Source organism: Marinobacterium sp. xm-d-579 (assembly GCF_013282935.1).
In the GTDB taxonomy this organism is placed as follows: Bacteria; Pseudomonadota; Gammaproteobacteria; order Pseudomonadales; family Balneatricaceae; genus Marinobacterium_E.
The window spans coordinates 112,857-135,490 of record NZ_WBYP01000004.1; the positions used below are offsets into that span (position 1 = coordinate 112,857).

General features: G+C 50.5%; 19 protein-coding genes, 1 other RNA gene and 1 pseudogene. 1 reads left to right on the plus strand and 20 read right to left on the minus strand.

The window, feature by feature from the left end; genetic code table 11:
• Position 1: 1 nt before the first annotated feature.
• The 18 genes and pseudogenes from XMD579_RS09615 to XMD579_RS09700 form a co-directional block, all read right to left on the minus strand.
• Complete coding sequence (locus XMD579_RS09615; protein WP_173484340.1) at positions 2-952, minus strand: D-alanine--D-alanine ligase; 951 nt, start codon at positions 950-952, stop codon at positions 2-4.
• 5 nt (positions 953-957) lie between these two features.
• Complete coding sequence (gene murC, locus XMD579_RS09620) at positions 958-2,391, minus strand: UDP-N-acetylmuramate--L-alanine ligase (protein WP_173506300.1); 1,434 nt, start codon at positions 2,389-2,391, stop codon at positions 958-960.
• A complete protein-coding gene (murG, locus tag XMD579_RS09625) occupies positions 2,388-3,467 on the minus strand; it encodes an undecaprenyldiphospho-muramoylpentapeptide beta-N-acetylglucosaminyltransferase (RefSeq protein WP_173506301.1) in 1,080 nt (359 codons plus the stop codon). Before murG ends, murC begins: the two co-directional genes overlap by 4 nt.
• The gene (ftsW, locus tag XMD579_RS09630; RefSeq protein ID WP_173483063.1) at positions 3,454-4,710 is read right to left on the minus strand and encodes a putative lipid II flippase FtsW; all 1,257 of its coding nucleotides are present in this window, start codon (positions 4,708-4,710) and stop codon (positions 3,454-3,456) included. Before ftsW ends, murG begins: the two co-directional genes overlap by 14 nt.
• Positions 4,701-6,062, minus strand: coding sequence for a UDP-N-acetylmuramoyl-L-alanine--D-glutamate ligase (gene murD, locus XMD579_RS09635; protein ID WP_173481277.1), 1,362 nt, complete (start codon positions 6,060-6,062; stop codon positions 4,701-4,703). Before murD ends, ftsW begins: the two co-directional genes overlap by 10 nt.
• A gap of 8 nt (positions 6,063-6,070) precedes the next feature.
• The gene (gene mraY, locus XMD579_RS09640) at positions 6,071-7,153 is read right to left on the minus strand and encodes a phospho-N-acetylmuramoyl-pentapeptide-transferase (RefSeq protein WP_173481278.1); all 1,083 of its coding nucleotides are present in this window, start codon (positions 7,151-7,153) and stop codon (positions 6,071-6,073) included.
• A 1-nt stretch (position 7,154) separates the two neighbouring features.
• Positions 7,155-8,516, minus strand: a complete 1,362-nt coding sequence (gene murF, locus XMD579_RS09645) for a UDP-N-acetylmuramoyl-tripeptide--D-alanyl-D-alanine ligase (protein ID WP_173506302.1) — start codon at positions 8,514-8,516, stop codon at positions 7,155-7,157.
• Positions 8,513-10,006, minus strand: a complete 1,494-nt coding sequence (locus XMD579_RS09650) for a UDP-N-acetylmuramoyl-L-alanyl-D-glutamate--2,6-diaminopimelate ligase (RefSeq protein WP_254443123.1) — start codon at positions 10,004-10,006, stop codon at positions 8,513-8,515. Before XMD579_RS09650 ends, murF begins: the two co-directional genes overlap by 4 nt.
• The gene (locus XMD579_RS09655; protein WP_173506303.1) at positions 10,003-11,712 is read right to left on the minus strand and encodes a penicillin-binding protein 2; all 1,710 of its coding nucleotides are present in this window, start codon (positions 11,710-11,712) and stop codon (positions 10,003-10,005) included. Before XMD579_RS09655 ends, XMD579_RS09650 begins: the two co-directional genes overlap by 4 nt.
• Complete coding sequence (gene ftsL, locus XMD579_RS09660; RefSeq protein WP_173506304.1) at positions 11,705-11,995, minus strand: cell division protein FtsL; 291 nt, start codon at positions 11,993-11,995, stop codon at positions 11,705-11,707. Before ftsL ends, XMD579_RS09655 begins: the two co-directional genes overlap by 8 nt.
• Positions 11,996-12,069: 74 nt before the next feature.
• A complete protein-coding gene (rsmH, locus tag XMD579_RS09665; protein WP_173481282.1) occupies positions 12,070-13,008 on the minus strand; it encodes a 16S rRNA (cytosine(1402)-N(4))-methyltransferase RsmH in 939 nt (312 codons plus the stop codon).
• Positions 13,009-13,019: 11 nt separating this feature from the next.
• Entirely contained in the window at positions 13,020-13,475 is a 456-nt protein-coding gene (mraZ, locus tag XMD579_RS09670; protein WP_173481283.1) for a division/cell wall cluster transcriptional repressor MraZ, read from the minus strand.
• Positions 13,476-13,818: 343 nt separating this feature from the next.
• A complete protein-coding gene (locus XMD579_RS09675) occupies positions 13,819-14,775 on the minus strand; it encodes a D-2-hydroxyacid dehydrogenase (protein WP_173481284.1) in 957 nt (318 codons plus the stop codon).
• Between the two features lie 9 nt (positions 14,776-14,784).
• A complete protein-coding gene (locus XMD579_RS09680; protein ID WP_371815202.1) occupies positions 14,785-15,762 on the minus strand; it encodes a 2-hydroxyacid dehydrogenase in 978 nt (325 codons plus the stop codon).
• A 79-nt stretch (positions 15,763-15,841) separates the two neighbouring features.
• Positions 15,842-17,584 carry an alpha-amylase family glycosyl hydrolase gene (locus XMD579_RS09685; protein WP_173483067.1) on the minus strand — a complete coding sequence of 581 codons (1,743 nt, stop codon included), beginning with the start codon at positions 17,582-17,584 and terminating at the stop codon, positions 15,842-15,844.
• Positions 17,585-17,586: 2 nt separating this feature from the next.
• Positions 17,587-18,814, minus strand: a pseudogene (locus tag XMD579_RS09690) (glycosyl transferase).
• Between the two features lie 14 nt (positions 18,815-18,828).
• Complete coding sequence (locus XMD579_RS09695; RefSeq protein ID WP_173506306.1) at positions 18,829-19,653, minus strand: mannosyl-3-phosphoglycerate phosphatase; 825 nt, start codon at positions 19,651-19,653, stop codon at positions 18,829-18,831.
• Between the two features lie 184 nt (positions 19,654-19,837).
• The gene (locus XMD579_RS09700; protein ID WP_173483069.1) at positions 19,838-20,746 is read right to left on the minus strand and encodes a homocysteine S-methyltransferase family protein; all 909 of its coding nucleotides are present in this window, start codon (positions 20,744-20,746) and stop codon (positions 19,838-19,840) included.
• A 135-nt stretch (positions 20,747-20,881) separates the two neighbouring features.
• On the opposite strand from XMD579_RS09700, the gene XMD579_RS09705 reads away from it, so the two are divergent.
• Positions 20,882-21,346, plus strand: coding sequence for a cytochrome c (locus tag XMD579_RS09705; protein WP_173506307.1), 465 nt, complete (start codon positions 20,882-20,884; stop codon positions 21,344-21,346).
• Between the two features lie 53 nt (positions 21,347-21,399).
• Here the strand turns inward: XMD579_RS09705 and rnpB are convergent.
• Positions 21,400-21,750: RNase P RNA component class A (gene rnpB, locus XMD579_RS09710), an RNA gene on the minus strand.
• A 32-nt stretch (positions 21,751-21,782) separates the two neighbouring features.
• Positions 21,783-22,610: a 16S rRNA (cytidine(1402)-2'-O)-methyltransferase gene (rsmI, locus tag XMD579_RS09715; protein ID WP_173483070.1), complete on the minus strand. Its 828-nt coding sequence runs from the start codon at positions 22,608-22,610 to the stop codon at positions 21,783-21,785.
• Positions 22,611-22,634: the final 24 nt, after the last annotated feature.

A 22,634-nucleotide genomic window follows, 5' to 3' on the forward strand; every position in this document is an offset into this window, starting at 1 on the left:
ACTATCGAGCCTCCATCACAATTTCGACACAGAGTTCACTAAAACTAATTCCGGCCTGTTTTGCCGCCATAGGCACCAGACTGTGATCGGTCATACCCGGTGTGGTATTTACCTCTAACAACTGAAACTGACCCGCTTGATCCATCATCAAATCCACGCGCCCCCAACCACTACAACCGACTACATGGAAAGCCTGCTCAACCAGACCTTGCATCTCTTCGATCTGCTCGTTATCCAAACCGGTATCAAACAGGTATTGAGTGTCATTCGCTTGGTACTTAGCATCGAAGTCGTAAAACTCATGGGGTGTCACAAGGCGAATAATGGGCAGTGCACGGCCATTTAGAATTGCGACGGTGAACTCAGGACCATTGACCCACTGTTCGGCGATCACTCGGCTATCAAACTGAGCCGCCACAGCATAAGCATCACGTAACTCTTGAGCGCTGCTGACACGACTCATGCCAATACTCGACCCCTCATTAGCGGGTTTCACCATCAGAGGCAGTCCGAGATCCTCAACGATCTGATCAAAGTCACTGCTTGGGCAAAGCGACGCATAGGCTGGAGTGGGTAGACCGGCACCTAACCAGAGCTGCTTGGTGCGCATCTTATCCATTCCCACCGCAGAGGCTGCGACGCCGCTGCCGGTGTAAGGCTTATTAATCAGTTCAAGAGCGCCTTGTAGCTGGCCATCTTCTCCACCAGGCCCGTGGACAATCAGAAACGCGCGATCAAATTCGGTTTCCACTAATTGAGTTAATGGGTTCTGTCCATTACCTGTCAAATCCAGTGCGAACGCATCGACACCGGCACTCTGCAGCGCCGCTAATACCGCATTACCACTGTTCAGAGATACCTGACGTTCTGACGCATTGCCACCCATGATAACGGCGACACGACCTAGGCTTTGCAGCTCTTGTTTGGAGTATTTAGTAATCGATTCAGCCATCAGACTTAGACCTCACCCCAGTGTTCACGTAGCTGGTGAGCCAGCGTTGTGATGTTCCCTGCACCCTGAGTCAGAAGCAGATCACCCGGTTGCAGAACCTCTTTCAACATCTCGGCTATGTGCTCATTTGATTCAACAAAAATGGGCTCTTTGCCACGTTGACGCAGAGAACGGCAGAGGGAACGTGTGTCCGCGCCTGGAATCGCCTCCTCACCGGCTGCATAGACCTCAAGCAGCAGTAGCTGATCGGGACGTTGCAACACCTGAACAAAATCTTCATAGAGATCACGCGTACGTGTGTAGCGGTGAGGCTGATAGACCATCACTAAGCGACGACCCGGCCAGCCCTCTTCGACCGCACTGATAACCGCCTGCACCTCACGTGGGTGGTGACCGTAATCATCAACCAGTGTCACGCTACCACTCTCTAGTGGCAGCTCACCCAACACCTGGAAACGACGGCCCACGCCTTCGAACTTCTCCAATGCTCGACAGATCGCGGCATCGTCGATCTCTTCATCCGTTGCCACGGCAATCGCCGCGAGTGCGTTCAACACGTTGTGGCGTCCTGGCATATTTAGACAGACCGAAAGATCACTAAGGCCACCTGGACGTTTCACTTTAAAACGGCTCTGCAGTCCATTCTGTTCAAGATCATAGGCTTGGAAGTCTGCATCTTCAGAGAAGCCATAACTGAGCATGGGGCGCCCAACCTCTGGCATCAATTCGCGCACGACGGGATCATCGATACACATAACGGCCAGTCCGTAAAATGGGAGATTCTGCAGAAAACGGATAAAGGTCTGCTTCAACTTGCCGAAGTCACCGTCGTAGGTATCCATATGATCGGCATCGATGTTGGTGACAATCGCCACCATCGGCTGCAGGTGCAGGAATGAGGCATCAGACTCATCCGCTTCAGCGACTAAGTAACGACTGCGCCCAAGCTGAGCATTGGTGCCTGCACTGGTTAGACGACCGCCGATCACAAAGGTGGGTGACTGTTGTGCTTCTGCGAGAATAGAGGCAACCAAACTGGTCGTCGTTGTTTTACCGTGTGTGCCTGCCACTGCAATCCCATGGCGGTAGCGCATCAACTCGGCCAACATTTCAGCACGACGAACAACCGGTATTAACTGCTCTTTGGCGCGGGCAACTTCTGGATTGGTTTGATCGACCGCTGTTGAGGTGACTAGGACATCTATCCCCTCGACATTCTCAGCCGCATGGCCAATAAAAATGGTCGCGCCGAGTGACTTAAGTCGATTGGTCACTGCCGACTCACGGATATCAGAACCGGAGATAGCATAACCCTGGTTCAATAACACTTCGGCGATGCCACACATACCCACACCTCCGATGCCCACAAAGTGGATTCGGTTAATACGGCGCATCTCTGGCACTTCATACTCTTTACGATGTCCGGCTTTTGGGCTCATAGGGCCACCTCCAAACAGATATCAGCGACCTGACGGGTTGCGTCTGGTTTCGCCTGAGAACGCGAAGCGTTAGCCATGGCCAACAGATCGGTTCGAGATTGATGTTGTTTCAGCCATAGAGAGAGTCCCTCGGCTGTTAAATTCTTTTGTGCAATTAGGTCTGCACCCTTTGCGTCAACCAAATACTGAGCGTTTGCTGTTTGATGGTCATCAACCGCATGAGGGAAGGGAATAAACAGAGCAGGCACACCGGCTATCGCAATTTCAGAGACGGTTAATGCCCCCGCTCGGCAGATCACCAGATCGGCCCAGGCATAAGCCTCATCCATGGATTCAATGTAGGGCACGACCTCGGCATCAACACCTGCATCAGCATAAGCCTGTTGGCAACGCTCAATGTGCGTTGGTCCTGATTGATGCCACAGATTGGGGCGCTCTTCAGATGACAATCTAGCCACAGCTTGAGGTACCAAGTCGTTGATCGCTAATGCACCCAGACTGCCCCCCACTACTAGGCAATTGATAGCCCCGCTTCGCCCTGCAAACCGTTCAGAAGGAGCTGCAACATCCAAGATAGGGCCACGAATAGGATTGCCAACCACTTCACCTTGTGCGCCCGATTTAAAGGCGTTGGGAAAGGCTTGGAGTACACGTTTAGCAAATCGACGAGACTGTGTATTCGTCAATCCAGCGACCGCATTTTGCTCATGAATCACTAGAGGCTTATTGAGTAGCCAAGCGGCCAGGGCTCCAGGCCCCGACGCAAAACCACCCATACCCAGAACGGTATCTGGCTGAACCTGTTTTACTACCTTATAGGCTTGCCATAGCGCCTTAATTAATTTGAAAGGCGCAGCAATAAGGCTCAGTTTGCCTTTCCCTCTTAGGCCTGAGACATTAATGGCATGCAACCTAATGCCCGCTTCAGGGACCACTCGATTTTCAATGCCACGAACAGAACCTAACCACTCCACCTGGTGACCCTCAGCACGCAACAGATCAGCCACGGCAAGTGCTGGGTAGACATGCCCGCCGGTACCGCCGGCCATAATGAGTAGGCGTTTAGACTGACTCATGAGAGGCCTCCTGTGTCCAGCGTGACCAGAATCGACTCCAACGGCTCTCGACGGGCTTCATCCCCAGACGCTCACGTTTCAGCTCATAATCCACGCGCTGCACGATGGCGATCATCGCCGCACAGATAATCAGCGATGAACCACCGTAACTCATCAGCGGCAACGTCAGACCTTTGGTTGGCAATGCGCCCACGTTCACACCGATATTGATCATCGCCTGACCCGCAAGAATGAACCCGAAACCGTAGGAGATGTAGCTCATAAAAAAGCGTTGCTGCTTCTCAGCCTGGCGACCGATCAAGAAGATTCGAGCGATTAAAACCACATACAAAACAACAACCGCCATGGCACCGATCAGACCGAGCTCTTCCGCGAGAACTGAGTAGACAAAGTCTGTATGGGCTTCGGGTAGGTAGAAGAGTTTTTGTACGCTGTTACCAAGACCGGTTCCAAACCACTCTCCGCGACCAAAAGCGATCTGCGCTTGAGAGAGCTGATAGCCAGCACCGTATGGATCCGCCCAAGGATCCGAGAAAGACTGCAGACGTTTCAAACGGTAAGTTTGAGTCAACGCCATCGCACCGACCAACACTCCGACAACGCCAACAACAGTAACTAACTGTAACAGTCGCATTCCACCCAGGAAGATCATGCCCATAACCGTTGCAGTTGTAACAACGATGGCACCGTAATCCGGCTCTAGGTAGAGTGCAAAAACATAGAACGCCAGTGGAATAGCAGGTTTCACAACCCCCTTCCAAGTCGATCTAACCTCGTGTAGACGGCGCACCAGATAGCCCGCAATAAACATCACCATACAGACCTTAGCGACCTCTGAGGCCTGTAGATTGAAGCTACCCAGTCCTATCCAACGCTGACTACCATTGACCTCGCGGCCGATGCCAGGCACTAAAACAATCAACAGCAACAACAGTCCCAAGAAGAGCAGCCAGACTGAGAAACGCTCCCAAACAGTAATGGGAATTCTCACCAGCAGTGCAACCACTAACAGCGCTGCCACAACAAATAGGCCGTGCCTAAAAATGAAGAAGAATGGCCCACCAAATTTAGCCGCTGCAACATCCATAGAGGCTGAAGAGATCATGACAAGGCCTGTCAGCATCAGTGCTAGCATACTCATCATCAACAGTGGATCGAAAGGTAAAGTGCCCTGAGGAACACGCAGCTCCGCAGGCAATTTAAAATTCCAAAGCTTACTAAAATGGGGAAGTGTTAATCGCATGACAACACCTCTCTCACGGCCGCCACAAACTGATGACCACGATCTTCAAACCCTGTGAACATATCGAAACTTGCACAAGCTGGGGATAACAGAACCGCATCACCCGACTCTGCTTGAGACTCAGCCAAACGCACTGCGTCCATCAATGAATCGGCAAAACAGGTTGCTTCAAAACCGATCTCATCGGCCATCTGTTGGCGATCTTCCCCGATCAGAATGAGTGATTTTAAGTAGCGTTGGCTAGGTAGTTTTAGGCCCGAAAAATCCTGACCTTTAGCTTGTCCACCCGCGATCAAGATTAATGAGTGTGTGCGTTCTTGCGTCTCTCCAAGACCCACAACGGCAGCCAGTGTAGCGCCAAGATTAGTCCCTTTAGAGTCGTTGAACCAGCTGACACCCTCTCGCTCTGCAATCCACTGACAGCGGTGTTCGAGTCCCGGGAATTGAGACAGGGTCTTTAAAAGGGACGATAGTTTCAGTCCCTGAGATTCGCACAGAGCCAGAGCCGCCAATGCGTTCAACTCATTGTGTTCGCCACGCATCTTCATATCGGCAACTGGCATAAGGGCCTCAGCACCTTTTGCTAACCAAGGCTTACCCTCAACCATCAATCGGCCGTACTGATTAAGGTCGGGCGCTCCCAAACCAAAGGAGGTCTGTTTAGTGCTGTTCGGTACTAGAGGTCTTGAAAGAGCATCTTCACGATTAAAAATCGCCTGCTGACAGTGGCGATAGATGCGGTGTTTCGCTGCATGATACCCCTGCATACCGTCATAACGATCCATATGATCTGCCGACATGTTCAATACGGTCGCTGCTGATGCTTTGAGATCATGTGTGGTTTCAAGTTGAAAACTGGAGAGCTCTAAAACATAGAGATCGGCAGCCGGCTTGGCTAATAGATCCAGAACCGGAATACCAATGTTACCGCCAATCTCTGCACGGCATCCAGCATCGACGGCCATCTGCCAAACTAGCGTCGTAACGGTACTTTTACCATTGGAACCGGTAATCGCAATGATCGGAGCCGTTACCTCGCGAGCAAACAGATCAATATCACCGATCAATTTAGCACCCGATGCTATGGCTGCCTGAATCGCAGGCTGATCTTTAGCGACACCTGGACTGATCACTAGCTCATCTGCCTGACTCAGCCATTCACCATTGAGCGGACCGGTTTGTAGCTCAACTTCAGGGTACTGATGACGGAATGCATCAATTGCAGCAGCTGTCTCACGTGTATCACAAGCGGCAAACGGCAGACCACGACTTGCAAAGAAGCGTGCGATGCTCTGGCCAGTTTGACCTAGGCCAATAATGATTCTGCGCTTATCGCTGGTAATCAGTGACACGTTATTTCCTATCGTATTTTTAATGAGGCTAAGCCGATCAACACCAGTACAAAACTGATGATCCAGAAACGGACGATGACTCGTGGCTCAGGCCAACCCTTCAACTCAAAGTGGTGATGGATTGGAGCCATTCTAAAGATGCGACGCCCCGTCAATTTGAACGACGCCACTTGCAGAATGACTGAGACCGTTTCCAGCACAAAAATTCCGCCCATAATGAGAAGTACCAGCTCTTGGCGAACAATAACCGCGACCACACCCAATACAGCGCCTAGCGCGAGTGCACCTACATCGCCCATAAAGACCATCGCTGGGTAGGTGTTAAACCAGAGGAATCCTAAACCGGCACCAATAATGGCGCCGAGCAGAATGATCAACTCACCGGCGCCAGGGATGTAAGGGATATTGAGGTACTCTGCAAACTTAACGTGACCCGTCAGGTAGGCAAAAACCGCCAGTGCACCGGCCACCATAACCGTCGGAAGAATGGCTAAGCCGTCCAAACCATCGGTTAGGTTGACTGCGTTGGAACTTCCGACAATGACAAAATAGGCGAAGGGTATAAAAAGCAGACCCAGTGACAGCGCGGTATCTTTGAAGAACGGAATCAAGAGATCGGTTTCAGCGGGTGTTTCGGCCAACCAAAAGAGCGCCACAGCGGCCGCGGCACCGCCCACAGATTGCCACAGGTATTTCCACTTTGCAGGCAGACCTCGTGAGTCTTTTTCAATGACTTTGCGCCAGTCATCCACCCAGCCAACAGCACCAAACACCACCAGTACAAACAGCGTCACCCAAACATAGGGGTTCGTTAAGTCTGACCAGAGTAAGGTACTGGTGATAATCGCTAGAATAATCAGCGCACCGCCCATAGTCGGTGTGCCAGCTTTGCTTAGGTGTGACTCTGGCCCATCGTTGCGAACAGCCTGTCCTATCTGTTTTATCTGAAGCTTTCTAATCAGGTGAGGTCCCATCCAAAGCGCCATGGCGAGGGCCGTTAACACACCCATAATGCCGCGCAGCGTAATGTACTTGAAGACATTGAAGCCGCTATAAAACTGAGAAAGGTAATCTGCTAAGTAGACCAACATACTATTTTTCCATCTCTATTAGTGCATCGACGACACGATCCATCGCTGCACTTCGTGAACCTTTAACCAGCAGAGCACCCTCTTTAGGCAGGTTATGTGTTAACTCAGTAATCAATTCATCACGCGAAGCGAAATGACTCGCCCCTTCGCCGAAAGCTGACACCGCATTGGCCATCAGAGGACCCGTTGCCATCAGACGATCAACCCCCTGCTGCTTGGCATAACGACCGATCTCTGAATGAAGCGCCTCCGCGTCAGCACCCAACTCGGCCATATCTCCGAGGACAAGCAGGTGCTCGCCATCCAGAGTCATCAGAGTATCGATGGCGGCTTTAACGGCGGAAGGGCTAGCGTTGTAGGAGTCATCAATCAATGCAAGAGAGGGCTTGAGTGAATGAACCTGCAGGCGCCCCTTGAACCCTGTGTAGTTTTGCAGCGGTTTGATTGCGCTGGCAATGGGCTGACCCGAAGCGACCCAAGCAGCAAGGGCTGCAAGCGCATTGAAGACCATGTGACGCCCCATAACAGAGAGCTGAACAGCGTATTGATTGCCTTGATATGTCAGAGTAAATCCAAAGCAACCCTGGTCATTCACTCTCAGATTCGTTGCGGATAACTCTGCCGATTCATTCAAACCAAAACCGATCCAGCGCTTATTCAAACGATCCAGCTTATCTGTCCAAACCTGGCCATGCGGATCATCTAAATTAACGATTCCGACTCCGCTCTCAACGAGGCCGTTATAGATCTCTGACTTAGCCTGCACGATATTCTCAAGGCTACCGAACCCCTCTACATGGGCTTCCATTGCATTGTTAAGAATGGCGATATTTGGCTGAGTCAGTGCAGCGGTGTAATCGATCTCACCGACTGCGCTAGCACCCAATTCAATCACTGCAAACTGATGCTCGGGTGAGAGCTCAAGCAGGGTCAGTGGTGCACCAATGTCATTATTCAAATTGCCCTGAGTAGCCAAAGTGGGCGCCAGCGAGGAGAACATCAATGCGAGCATCTCTTTAACACTGGTTTTACCGGCACTTCCTGTCACAGCAACCAACTGACCAGAAAATTGCTGACGATTCAGTGCACCCAGTTGTCCCAATGCTATTCGGGGATCGGCTACGACTAGCTGAGCAATAGGCAGCTCGAGTGGATGATCGACAACAGCGGCCGATGCACCTTGCTGACTAACCTGTTCAACGAACGCATGAGCATCAAATCGCTCTCCTTTTAGAGCGACGAAGAGATCACCCGAACAGGCTTTGCGACTGTCAGTAATCACACGTTCAATCTTTGTATCTGAACCTTTAAGTTCAGCGTTTAATACGGCCGCAAGCTCTATCAGAGAGTAATCGCGCATCATAGTGTGACACCTCCTCTCAATGCTGACAGAGCCTGTTTTTGATCTGAGAAGGGCAGGCGTTCGCCATTGATCTCTTGATAATCTTCGTGACCTTTACCGGCGATCAAAACGATGTCGTTAACCGATGCCTGAGCAATAATCTGATCAATCGCATCGGCACGACCGATCACTTCAAAGACAGGCTTAACGCCAGCAAAACCTTGCATCACTTCATCAATAATCGCTTGAGGGTTTTCGGTGCGAGGGTTGTCACTGGTCACCCAAATCCGATCCGCCAACTGCTCGGCAATGGCTGCCATCATTGGGCGTTTTCCACGATCACGGTCACCGCCGCAGCCAAACAGAGTCAGCAATTCGCCACCGGCCAAATGCTCTCGACAGGCGGTTAGCGCTTTCTCTAACGCATCCGGCGTGTGGGCATAATCAACGATGACACAAGGCTCGGTTGCGTTAGAGACTACTTCCATACGACCCGGCACCGGCTGAACTTTAGAGACAGATCGCTCTACATCACTTAGGTCATAACCCAGCATCGCCGCTGCACCGATCACCAGAGTCAGATTGGAGAGGTTAAAGCTACCCATCAGTGGTGCGTCTACCCTGATGGTTTGATCCATCATCTCTAGCGTAAATGAGAGTCCTTTGGCACTAAACTTAGGGTCGTACGAAGCGACATCCGCTGATTTCGATGTCGTAGAGAAGCTTAAGCGCCTTGCGTCGGTTGGCCTATTTAACAAAGTTACCGCGTACTCATCATCGGCATTAATCAATTGCAGCGGTGCCCCATAGGCGTCAAACAACTTCGCTTTGGCGGCGGCATAAGCTTCCATCGAACCGTGGTAGTCCAGGTGGTCACGTGACAGGTTGGTGTAGGCCACTAAATCAAAGGCTAGCTGATCGATTCGCCCCTGATCAATGGCGTGGCTCGACACCTCCATCACTACGCTGTCAGCGCCCGCTTCAAGCAACTCAGCCAGAGTTCTTTGCAAGGCAATCGGATCCAGCGTGGTATGACTAGAGACCTTAAGATCGTCTAAAAAGCCAATACCAATTGTGCCCAACATAGCGGCTCGACGGCCCAATTGTGAGAGCAGTTGAACGAGGAAGTGAGCACAGGAAGTTTTACCGTTGGTACCGGTAATACCGACCAGCGTCATCGAACGAGAGGGTGATCGGTAAAAGCGATCAGCCAACTGAGCCAAAGAGCAGATCTCAGGCTGCCAAGCGATCACCTCGACATTCAGTTTTTCAGCTAACTCAGATGCCTCAGCTGCCGTACCCTGCAATATAACCGCTTTAGCGCCCTTGTTAACGGCCTGCTCAGCGAAATCGCATGCACTGTAGTTGGCACCCGAACGCGCCACAAACAGAGAGCCGGTCTGATCTTCACGACTGTCTTGCGATAGTCGCGTAACAGAAACCTCAGAGCTCCTTAGGCCAAATGGCATTAGGAGTTCATTAAGATTCCACTGCATTGATAACTGGGTCATTTTGAGGCCACCTGCATACTTGCCTCTTCCCAGTTATCGGGTGGGATATTCATTAAGCGCAGCACACCGCCCATCACTCGTGAAAAGACGGGCGCAGCAACCGCACCGCCGTAATACTCTTGGCCTTTAGGATTATCGACCATCACCACCATGACAATTCGAGGATCACTGATCGGTGCGATGCCGGCAAATACTGAGGCATAGGCATCTTCTGCGTAACCGCCAGCAACGGCTTTGTGAGCTGTACCCGTCTTACCCCCAACACGGTAGCCGGTCACTGCGGCCTGTTTAGCCGTACCAATTGGCGTAACAACCGTTTCCATCATGCCAAGCACCTGGGTAGCCACCTCGGCTGGCATCACGCGCTCACCCTTGGGCTTTTCGTCCAACTTGTAAAGTGATATAGGCAGTTTGACGCCCCGATTCGCGAAGGGAATGTACGATTGAGCTAACTGCAGCGGCGTCACCGATAGACCATATCCGTAGGACAAGGTCGCACGTTCTACCTCTTGACGTTCACTTAGGAAAGGCAGCACACCTGAGCGCTCGCCTGGAAAACCGGTATTGGTGGGCTGACCCAGTCCCATGTTAAACATCAGGTTACGAACCGCGTCACTCTCCATCGATAGCGCCAGCTTAACGACACCGACGTTACTCGATTTGGTGATGATGCCTGTCATATCCAATTCACCGTAATTACGGTGGTCACGAATGGATGAACCTCGAACTCGGATATAACCTGGGGAGGTATCGATCACATCTTCAAACTGGTAATCGCCACTCATTAAGGCGGCGGCAACTGTGATCGGCTTCATCGTTGAGCCCGGTTCAAAAATATCGGTAACTGCACGATTACGCAGCCCGTTAGGGTTTAAATTTCGGCGATCGTTCGGGTTGTAAGAGGGCTGATTAACTAGGGCCAATACCTCACCAGTACGAGCATCGAGAATAACTGCCGATGCCGAATCGGCCTTATGCGTCTGAACCGCGTCTTTGAGCTCACGGTAGGCTAAATACTGTAAACGCAGATCGATACTGAGCGCTAAATCTTCACCTGGATCTGCCTCCTGCAGAGATTTTAGGTGTTTGATGGTGCGTCCCTTGCGATCCTGAAGAACCAGCGCTCGACCAGGTTCGCCATGCAGCATCTCATCAAAGGCCAACTCAAAGCCCTCTTGCCCTTTTCCGTCCACATTTGTGAACCCAACTAAGTGAGTTGACACTTCGCCGGTCGGGTAGAAGCGACGGAAGGTTTGATCGACATGGATACCACGAATATTGAGATCATTCACATGCTCTGCCAATTCAGGCGTCACCTGTCGTTTAAGGTACATGAAGCGGCGTGATGGATTCTCTTTTAGAGAGTTGAGTAGTGATTGCGGGTTAAGACTCAACAGACGAGCCAACTGAGGCAAGTTTGAATTTTGTAGATCAGTCTCTTTAGGGTCAGCCCAAATGGTCGCCACCGGTGCACTGACCGCCAAGGGGTCACCATGGCGATCGGTAATCAAGCCGCGATGCGCAGGCGTTAAGCGAGTGCGAAGCGATCGAGCATCACCCTGCTTCTGCAGAAACGCCTGCTCCGCTGTATAGAGCGACACCATCTTAGCGACAATCACACCAGAGATTAGCACGAGCGCAATGAAGACCAACCACAGCCGCCAGCCTTTTGCCGCTTGAGTCTGTACCACCTCTTCGTTACTCATCGATCGCCAGCCTAATCTCATTAGCTTTAGGCATCTTCATGCCTAAGCGCTGCTCTGCCAACACTTCAACTCGGTTGTTTGCACCCCAAGCCGACTGCTCTAGCAACAGCTGCCCCCACTCAATGCGTAGCTCGTCACTTTGACGCACCAGGGCCTGATGCTGATTGAACAGACGACGGTAGTCGTAAGCGGTGTAGATCACCGCCAAGGCTGAGATAAAGATGAAAGCAATCAATAAAAAGCCAGAGACCAGAGGTGCAAAAAGCTGACCAAGTTCTAACATGGGCAGCTCTTTAGTTTGTTGCTTTGGCTTCTGCTTTATGGCCAGCCTATCCTTGAAGGGTATAGAGAATGGGATCATTTGAGTTTCTCCGCTATTCTCATCACCGCACTTCGGGAGCGTGGGTTATCAGACACCTCATCCTTGCCCGCTTTGACCGCCTTACCAATCGCCTTCAGCCGTTGATTCAACATATCCTGCGTAACCGGTATACCTGCAGGAAGATGCTCATCCCCTTTCACATAAGTACGAATAAAGCGCTTAACAATTCGATCTTCTAACGAGTGGAAACTGATGACTGCAAGACGCCCACCAACAGCAAGCACCTCTAGGGATTGATCAAGAACCTGCTCAACATCTTCAAGCTCTTTATTGATATGAATTCGAATCCCCTGAAAGGCACGAGTCGCTGGGTTCTTGCCTTTCTCCCATTTAGGGTTAGCTTCTGCAATGATCGAGGACAAACGAGCCGTTGTGGTTATAGGCTCTATCTCTCGCTCACGAACAACCGCCGCCGCCATGCGACGACCAAACTTCTCTTCGCCATAGGTAAATAGAACATCGGCGATCTCTTTTTCAGAGGCACGATTGATCCAGTCCGCGGCACTCTCGCCAGACGTTGTATCCATCCGCATATCTAATGGACCATCATTCTGGAAGCTGAAGCCACGCTTGGGATCGTCCAGCTGCGGTGAGCTAACACCCAGATCCATCAAAACGCCAGAAATCTTGCCCGTTAAACCACGCGCTTCGATAAAGGATTGAAGTCGTGAGAAGGAGCCATGCTCAATTGAGAAACGCGGCTCATCCGCAAAACGTTGATGAGCAAAAGCGATCGCCTCAGGGTCTTTATCGATAGCAATTAAACGACCCTCTTCATTCAATCTCTCTAACACCAACGCACTGTGGCCGCCACGACCAAAGGTGCAATCGACATAAATTCCAGCTGGATCTTGCACCAGCGCGTCGACCGCTTCGTTCAGAAGGACTGTGATGTGCTTGAAAGAGTCACTCATTGAGTCACCCCCTAAAGCGAAAGCGTTTGAAGATCATCTGGCAGAGCGCTCGACTCATCGGTCTCAGCCAGGTATTGATCTCGAGCGGCTAACCACTGGTCTTCGCTCCAGATCTCAAATTTGCGGCCCTGACCAAGAAGCACCAACTTCTTGTCCATCTGCGCATATTCACGAAGGGGTTGTGGTAATAGAAAACGGCCGTTCGCATCCAGCTCAAGATCAGTAGCATGACCTATCAACAGACGCTGGATGCGGCGGGCCGCGGGGTTAAAGCTTGGTAGAGACTCAATCTTCTTCTCAATGGTTTCCCACTCCGGTAACGGATAGAGAAGTAGACAGCGAGTTTCTGTATCGATGGTAACTACTAACTGGTTCTCGCAGCAGTCTGCAATTTGGTCGCGATAGCGCGCAGGCAATGCCATGCGCCCCTTCGCATCCAAATTGATTTTGTTGACCCCACGGAACATTCGTTACCACTCCTATCTGTGAATCTCTTGAGTTGCGACTTAAATCGCCACTCACGCGAAGAGCCGGCTCCCCCACCATTTCTCCACTATGACCCACTTTAACCCACTTTTTACCACTCCACGCCACTATAGACCCACACAAGCTGCAATGCAACTTCAAAAAAGTGGATATAAATTCATCTATTAGGGGTGTAAAAGCGGGGCGGTAGTAGAAATATCGCGCGTAATAAGAGAGCGGGTGACAGGCTAAAGCCAGTCGCCGGTGCAAGAAAATAACTACGGAGTGACGGTGTCAGGCCTTCAGCCTGACATCCGCCATGAGAACATCTTCCAGAGAGGAGAATCAGTTCACCAAATTGCTTGGCTCACCTTTGTGAAAATTATCGATATGACCGATCAACTGATCCCATAAAGTCTGCATCGCCTCTTCACTTGCCCAGGCAACATGAGGTGTCACTATGACATTTGGCCTGGTGAGGATAGCGTGAAACGGGTGGTCGTCGTTGATTGGCTCAGAGGTTAAGCAGTCGAAGCCCGCTGCTGCAATCTGCTGACTGTTTATCGCTTCAACTAACGCCTGTTCATCCACCAAACCACCCCGACCAGCATTGATCAGAATAGGTTGTCGAGACATCTGCGCAAACTCATCTGCACCAATCAATCCGCGCGTTTCCGGGGTCAGCGGGCAGTGAAGTGAGATCACATCACTTTGAGCTAGAAATTGATCGAAGGGGGTATAACCCTCAGGCGGGTTCTGTTCACCTTTACGTCCAGAATAGAGAACCTTCATGCCAAGTGCCGAGCAGAGACGCCCCAGAGCGCTACCCAATGCACCCCGACCGACGATTCCCATGGTTGTACCAGCAAGGTCTTTGATCGGGTGGTTAAAAAAGCAGAACTGCTGAGCTCTCTGCCACTCACCATCAATAACATCTTGGCGATAACCAACAATGGAACGACGCAGTGCAAACATAAGGGCTAACACATGCTCAGGGACGGTATTAGTCGCATAGCCACGAACATTCACCACACTAACCCCATGGGCACGAGCAGCTTCCACATCAATCACGTCATAACCTGTCGCAGCAACGGCAATCAACTTTAAGTCAGGCAGTTGCTCAAAAGCCTCGGCACGAATAGGCACCTTATTAGAGATCGCAATCTGGGCGCCTCGCAGACGTTCGACCACTTCAGACTGAGCGGTGCGATCGTACTCAATCCAATCATGTTCAAAACTTGGCTTGGTTATTGAGACCGTCGGACCAAGCGTTGATCGATCAAGAAAAACGGTTTTTATCATGGGTTACCTTCAAACAAGCTGGTTCTCACAAGAGGCGTTTTGCTCCAGACAGGTTAGATTGTTCGCCATTGTCTGAGCAATGTTAGTTAATGCCTCTTCGGTCAAAAAGGCCTGATGCCCGGTCACTATCACATTGGGAAAGGTCATCAAGCGCATCAGATCGTCATCCGCAATGACCCGATTAGACTGATCTTCAAAGAAGAGATCCGCCTCCTCTTCATAAACATCGATAGCTAGACCCGACAACCCACCCTGTTTAAGTGCATTGATAACCGCCTTGGTATCGACCAGACCTCCACGAGAGGTATTGATCAACATAGCCTTAGGTTTCATCAGTGCCAATGCACGCTCACTAATCAGATGATGCGTCTGAGCCGTGAGCGGACAGTGCAAGGATATAAAATCTGATTGTTCCAGCAAGCTATCAAGCTCTACGTACTCAACGCCCTGCTCGATTAGATCTTGAGAGGGATTAGGATCATAGGCTAACAGACGACAGTCAAAGCCCCTCATAATTTGGCAGAAGACTGAACCAATATTACCGGTGCCGACTACCCCAACCGTCTTGCGATGAATATCACGCCCCACCAAGCCATCCAGCAAAAAGTTACCCTCTCGCACTCTATTGTAGGCTTTGTGAACGTGTCGATTGAGTGTCATCAGAAGCGTTAAAGCATGCTCGGCTACCGCATATGGCGAATAGGCCGGCACTCGTACAACCGATAAACCAAGCCGTTTAGCAGCATCTAAATTGACGTTGTTATAACCCGCGCAACGAAGCGCCACTGTTTTAACGCTGAGCTCTGCCAGCCTCTCAAGACAAGACTCATCCAACTGATCATTGACGAACACGACAACAGCATCGAAACCGGCCGCCAACTCGGCAGTTTTTCGATTAAGGTGTACCTCTTCAAACATCACCTCATGACCTGAAGCCTCAAAGGCGTCGATCAGGTAACTCTTCTCATCTTTTCTAGCACTAAACACTATGGCTTTCATTGGCACCATCGCTCTACTCAACCCCTAATAGGTCAAGCTTATGCGATGTGCCAAATAACTGAAAGAATTAGGCTGGTTTATTGGTCAACCAAAGATATTGATAGGGGCGCAGTGTCACTTGTGCCAGCCGGTCATCAAACACCTCTCCACTAACGAGATCTGTCCACTCATCGGTGATCACCAGGTTCAACTGCGACAAATTAAAGGTCTGCGGCTCATTGGTGATGTTATAGACGGCAAAAATACTCTGGGAGCGATTGATACTTTGACGCCAGAATGCAAACAGCGATTCCCCTGTGTGCAAGGTGTACATGGTCGCGTTGGGGTGAAAGGCCGGCTGCTTGCGACGAACCTTCAGCAGAGCCTGCATCGCTTCGAACACCTTTTTGTGATGGGTCTCTGCAGAGAGCTGTTGTTCCAATCGATCAGCATCCCACACATGACGATTGATCGACCTAAAGCTACCCGTGTGCTCGATGCGTTCGACATCATTTTCTGTCGCTAACAATGAATGAATGTAGAAAGCCGGAACACCCTCGAGCGCCATCATTACTGCTGCTGCACAGATAAAGCGTGCAAACTGAAGCCCATCAGGACCCGACTGATGCGTGCCAGCCATAGCATTCCAAAGGCTAATATTGATCTCATAAGGCTTGGAGTTTCCTTCGGCGTCCGTTCGACAACTGACTCGACCACCAAACCTCTGCATGGTGCCAATTAGGTTGTCGATCTCCCATTCGCTCAGCAGCCCTTCAGTCGGTCGCAAGCCAACACCATCATGTGACGCGATAAAGTTGAGATAGGTTGTGCCATATTGGGCAGGAGGCATAGTCATCAACCACTGCTTCAAATGAGTGCAATCACCTGTCACCAGGGTATTAATCAGTAACGGAGGGAGGGAAAAGTTATAAATCAGATGCGCTTCATTAGCGTTACCAAAGTAGGTGAGGTTTTCCGAGTTGGGAATATTGGTCTCGGTAATGATGACGGCGTCCGGTGAGTGGTGCTCTATGAGCAGTCGTAGCAGCCGTATCACCTCATGAGTCTCTGGCAAGTTGATACTGCTGGTGCCAGGCACCTTCCACAAAAAAGCCACCGCATCGAGGCGGAACCAACGTATCCCCTGCTCCAGATAGAGATGTATGATCGAGAGAATCTCTAGCAGCAGATCTGGATTAGTAAAATCTAGATCGACCTGATCATGACTGAATGTGCACCAAACGTGCTTCTCGCCATTCACAGTACGTACCTCTTTAAGAAGAGGCGAAGTTCTGGGGCGAACCACCTGCGACAGATCCCATTCAGGCTCGGCTTCAAAAAAGTAACCCGCCCCTGGATCGATCCCTTTTTTGTAGTTCTCAAACCAGAGGCTGCGACTTGAGCAGTGATTGATGACCAGGTCACCCATAACCTTAAAAGATTGGGTCATGGAACGGATATCAGACCAATCTCCACAGCTGGGATTGACCGTGGTGTAGTCCATAACACTGAAGCCATCATCGGAACTGAATGGAAAGAATGGCAGCAGATGAACCACCGAGATGCTCTCTGAAAGACGACTCTTTACAAAGTCATTCAATGTCTTAAGGGGCACTTCAGCCTCTTTCCTAAGCGAGTCAGCATAAGTGATCAGCATGACATCAGACTGATCCCATATATTTCGATGTGGTTCAGGAGAGGGGGTATCCACCGAGATCTTCATAACCTTTAGACACTGCCGGGTCAGCTCATGAACATCCTTATCAGGGAAGAGTGCCGTTAGATGTGCGGCTACGCGTTGCTCAAGCGGAGTGTGGTTTAGTATCACCATGATCAACCCTCCCCAAATTCGCTCATATCCGCTTCGACCGCATCTAAAATCATCTGCTGCACATCTGGGCAGGCACTGATCACGCGGTTCCAGCTTGGTACAAAGGGGGTCTCCATTGGATGATCCAAGAAGTGAGTTCCCGCCTTCATAATGTTCTGAGCGAACAGCTCAACAGCCTGCTCCTCGTGATGAACGTCTAACTTCAAACCGTTGATCAAAGCATCGTTTCGATAGGTCTCTACAAAATCGAGAGCAATCCGGAAGTAGGTCGCTTTAATGGTTCGGAAGGTCTCTTGATTAAAGACAATGCCATTGGTCGCCAACTTTCTGAACACCGCTTTGGTAATGTCGATCGACATCTTAGAGAGTCCGGCATTCTCATTATCGAGCGAGATATCCTGATGTTTGTGATCGTAGATGTCGGCAATATCAACCTGACAGAGGCGGTTGTTGGAGTAGTTGCGAGTCATCTCACTTAATACGCCAATCTCCAGACCCCCAATCGGATGGGATACGAATATCATTCATCACATCGCGTCTGAACGAAAACTCGCCCGCCAAGGGGTAGCGATAACTGTCTAGATACTCCAGATAATCGAGAGGCCCACACACTTTCTTCAGTGCTCTTAACAGCGGGGTAACCAACAATCGACTGACACGACCATTAATCTTGCCGTCAGCCACCCGCGCATAGAACCCCTTACAGAACTCGTAGTTGAAGTTGGGGTTGGCAACCGGGTAGATAAGTCGCGCCAGCAGAGAACGATCGTAGGTCAAAATATCACAGTCGTGCATTGCCACAGACTCGGCAACACCCGATGCCAATACATAACCCATGCAGAACCAAACATTCCGCCCCTTACCGGGTTGATCGGGGGATAGCTGATGACTTTGCAAAATCTCATCAACGGCACGCAGACGTGGGCCATCATTCCAGAGCACTTTGGTATTTTGTGGAAGATCGGAGAAAAATTTTAAGGCATCACGGTACTGCTGTTCATCGGCCCTATCTAGACCGATCACGATCTGTGACAGGTAGGGGACCTGCTTTAGATGCTCAAGAATATTGGGCATCGCTTCGGTCTCCAACTCCGAGTAGAGACAGGGTAGGATCAACCCCATTGGCCGCTGCTTAGAGAACTCCATCAACTCTGATTCAAGCGCTTCAACCGGTCTATCTGACAAATTATGCAGCGTTGTAATGATACCGTTTTGATAAAAATCGCCCATGAAATACTCCTAAATTAAAATGCATCGGGGAATCGATCAGTGATCAAGGCCTTAACCGCTTGATACCAACCCTCTGGCCCGCAAAGATCTGTTTGAATCACCTCACCTGAGGCATTAATAACTGGAAAGCTATGAACGGGAGATCGAACCTGTATGGCAATATCCGCCATCTCAAGCATCGCGCGATCGTTCTCACCATCACCCAGCGCAACACTCTCGACACTACTGTTCCAAAGCGTTTTATACTGATCGATCAACCACGCAAGAGAGAGCGCTTTTGATACTTCACCTTGCAGGTGGACAAAACGCCCCCCTTTAACGACTTGGATACCCACCTTCGCTAGAGATAGCGCAAAACGTTGAAGCTGCTCTTCAGAGTCTCTCCAGACCAGGGGTTCGCTGAAGTTCCTATCCAGAGCTAACTGAGCCCGTTCAAGCGAGAGCCCGGTCAAAGCAGCCATCTCATCAGCAGAGATCTCCGACAGACCATAGAAGTTGAACTGCGATCTGAAAGGCTCAACTCGTGACAAAATTTCAGAGCGTGTCAGGCCAAGATTGATGACGTTAAACCCGAGGTGCTCTTGCATCTCCCAATCAGCTGCTAAATGACTCCCCTTGGGCAGATAAATAGCTCCACCGTTCTCGACACTGAAGGGGTGTGAGTTGGCCAACTGGCTTCGCAGCGCAATCAACTCAGGTGCTGTTTTACTGGTATTGAAAATCCAAGGGATATTCAGCCGATTTAATAGCGGAAAGAGTGTGTCCGCGGGCGCGGCACTATAGGTGTAGTGATCTAGAAGGGTTCCATCCAGATCGGTAGAGAGCAGTAGTCGACTCATAACAGTTCATCTAAGTATTCGTTATGAAGCTACTGCAAACAGGGTACCAGAAATTATAAACCTTTGTTTTTATAGGATAAAATATAAACAGATTGAGAGTACGCACCAAAAATGCACAGTCAATGGGCAGAGTTATGCACCATGATGGTGCGCACCTAACGACCGCCTAGTGGCTTAGTAGCGATTAGGGTTTCAGGATCTGTGAGACCGGCACCAACTGCGCACCCTGAAGAGAGAGCAACTCGGCCGTCTGCTGCATGTGCTTGGGAGAGATCGCGCAACAACCACCGATTAACCGAGCACCCGTTTCAAACCAATCCAGCGCCAGTTCGGCATACTGATGCGGGGTAAGATCTTTACGCTCCATCAACTCGGCGACCGAGTTACCAGCAGCCAGGGGCTCAACAGATGAGAAGCCATTAGCGTAGGCACCAAAGGGTTTGTGATGGTCAGCGATCTGTTTCAATGCTGCAGGCACCTCCTCGGGTGCAGAGCAGTTGATCCAGTACCCATTGGGATCAAACTCTTTCACAGCGGTTAAGAGATCTTCTATCGACTCCCCTGATCTCAACAGACCATTGGGTTCAACACGGATACCAAGAGTAAAAGGCTTACCGGTCTCTTGTGCAGCCCGGCATGCAGCACGCGCTTCAGTGGAGTTGCTCATCGTTTCGATCATTAACAGATCAACCTCTGGCTGCAGCGCACAGATCAATCGAAACTCATCTAACAGGCTTTGGTAGCTGCGTGGCGGATTGGGTAAATAGCTCCCCTCAATCGGAGCCAACACACCTGCAATATCAAAATGAGTGTCAGAGGATTCACGAATGGATTCTAGCGTTTTGCTGGCCAAGCTGTAGATGGACTCAATAGGATGAGTGACACCCGCTCGCTTGAGACGAGTTGGGGTCGCGGTGTAGGTATTTAGACAGAGTGTTCTCGCACCAGCATTAAGATAATCCGAGTGCACCTGACGAACAATATCAGGCTGGTTCATCATAACTTCGACAGACCAGAGAGCGTGACGTGGCTTGCCCGCACGCTGAAAGATCTCCTGACCTACACCACCATCCAAAAAACCAACGTTAACCAAAACCCTAACACCTATTGTTAAATTATCTGCCTGAACGGCTACGCATGAGGTATCGTATACGGCACAAAAGCTAAACGGGTTGCTACCCTAGCGAAATTTGTAATCTATGAATAGAGCTCAATTCAGGCAAATGACATGAACAGAAAAATATCCATCATCACGATCGGTTTACTGGCAATGATCGGTTTATCCGTTTTGGGTTACCAACACTACACCCAAGAGACCGATGGGAAGTATTTTAGAGAGTGGCATTCGCTTCGTACTGACAGCTTTAAGGAGGTACGGCGTAACTTCTCACCACTGGACGATATGGCCAAAGAGCGAATCTCTTTTCAACCAGAGCTGATCAAGAAGTATTCGGCCAATCTAGTCAAAGCGACACAGCCCTTAGCTTCCCAGTTTGAACCAAAAGCCCCTTGGGGTGATGCTAATGCATCAATCTGGAGCGAGGGTTCTGAATTTCAATCGATGATGGCCGAATTTGTTGCAACCACCGAGCAACTATCAGAAGAGACTCCAGAAGATCTGGAGCGTTTTCAAGACACACTGCACACCCTCAGAAACCAGTGCATAGAGTGCCATAAAAAATATAAAGATTAGGCGGTAGTGACCAATAAAAAGGCCGCTCTATTTGAGAGCGGCCTTTTTGGTATTGGGTGAGTCTTTCGATAAGCCGGGTTCTGTCGTGGACAGTCATTCATCTAGGATTAGGATCACTCCTAACCTCCAGCGACCTACCCGGACCTAGCGTGGGCCACGCCTAACAGGTCCCTATTTGGTCTTGCTCCGAGTGGGGTTTACCATCGCCGTGGAGTGTTGCCACCCACGCGGTGCGCTCTTACCGCACCTTTTCAACCTTACCGGCGCCGAAGCGCTTAGGCGGTATACTTTCTGCTGCACTTTCCGTCGGCTCACGCCGCCCAGACGTTATCTGGCACTTTGCCCTATGGAGCCCGGACTTTCCTCCCCTCTGCAAGCAGAGCGGCGACTGTCTAAAAGACTCAGAGTGAAGCATAGCACGCTTCGAAACGGCCCCCTAGGAAATTAGCTGCTGATAGAGCTCTTTTTTTCCAACACCCGTGATCTCAGAAGTGATGGCAGCGGCCTTTTTGGGAGGCAGTTCAGCAGCCAATAAATTGAGTACGCGAAGAGTCTCTTCATTCAAAGAGCCCTCCTCTTTGACAGCCCCTTCAACCATCACAACGAACTCACCACGTTGCTGGTTAGCGTCAGCCAACATCCACTCAATCAGCTCTGCAATGGGTGCTGAGTGGATAGTCTCAAACGTCTTTGTGATCTCTCGAGCCACGCCCACCATTCGCTGATCACCAAAGACGCTCTGCATATCTTTTAGGGAGTCGACGATGCGGTGGGTCGATTCATAAAAAATCAGCGTCTCTTCACGATCAGACAACTGCTCTAACGCTTTGACTCGAGCACCCGTTTTAGCTGGTAGAAAGCCGATAAATGAGAAGCGATCAGAAGGCATGCCAGAGGCACTTAAAGCGGCAACAAAGGCACAACACCCAGGAATCGGTGAGACGGCATAACCAGCCTCCTTAACGGCCCGCACCAGAACAAAGCCGGGATCCGAAATGAGCGGAGTTCCCGCATCAGACACTAGAGCAACACTCTTTCCAGCCGCCAACTGATCAATAATCAATCCCGCGCGTTGGCGCTCATTGTGATCATGTACTGATATCAAGTTCGCTTTAATGTTAAAGTGCTGCAGAAGCTTTCCTGTATGGCGAGTATCCTCAGCCGCAACAAGGTCGACATCGGTTAACACTTGCTGCGCACGAGGCGTAAAGTCCGCAAGATTTCCAATGGGCGTTGCCACAACATACAGGGTAGGCAAAGACATATGATATCCATCCGATTTGAGTTA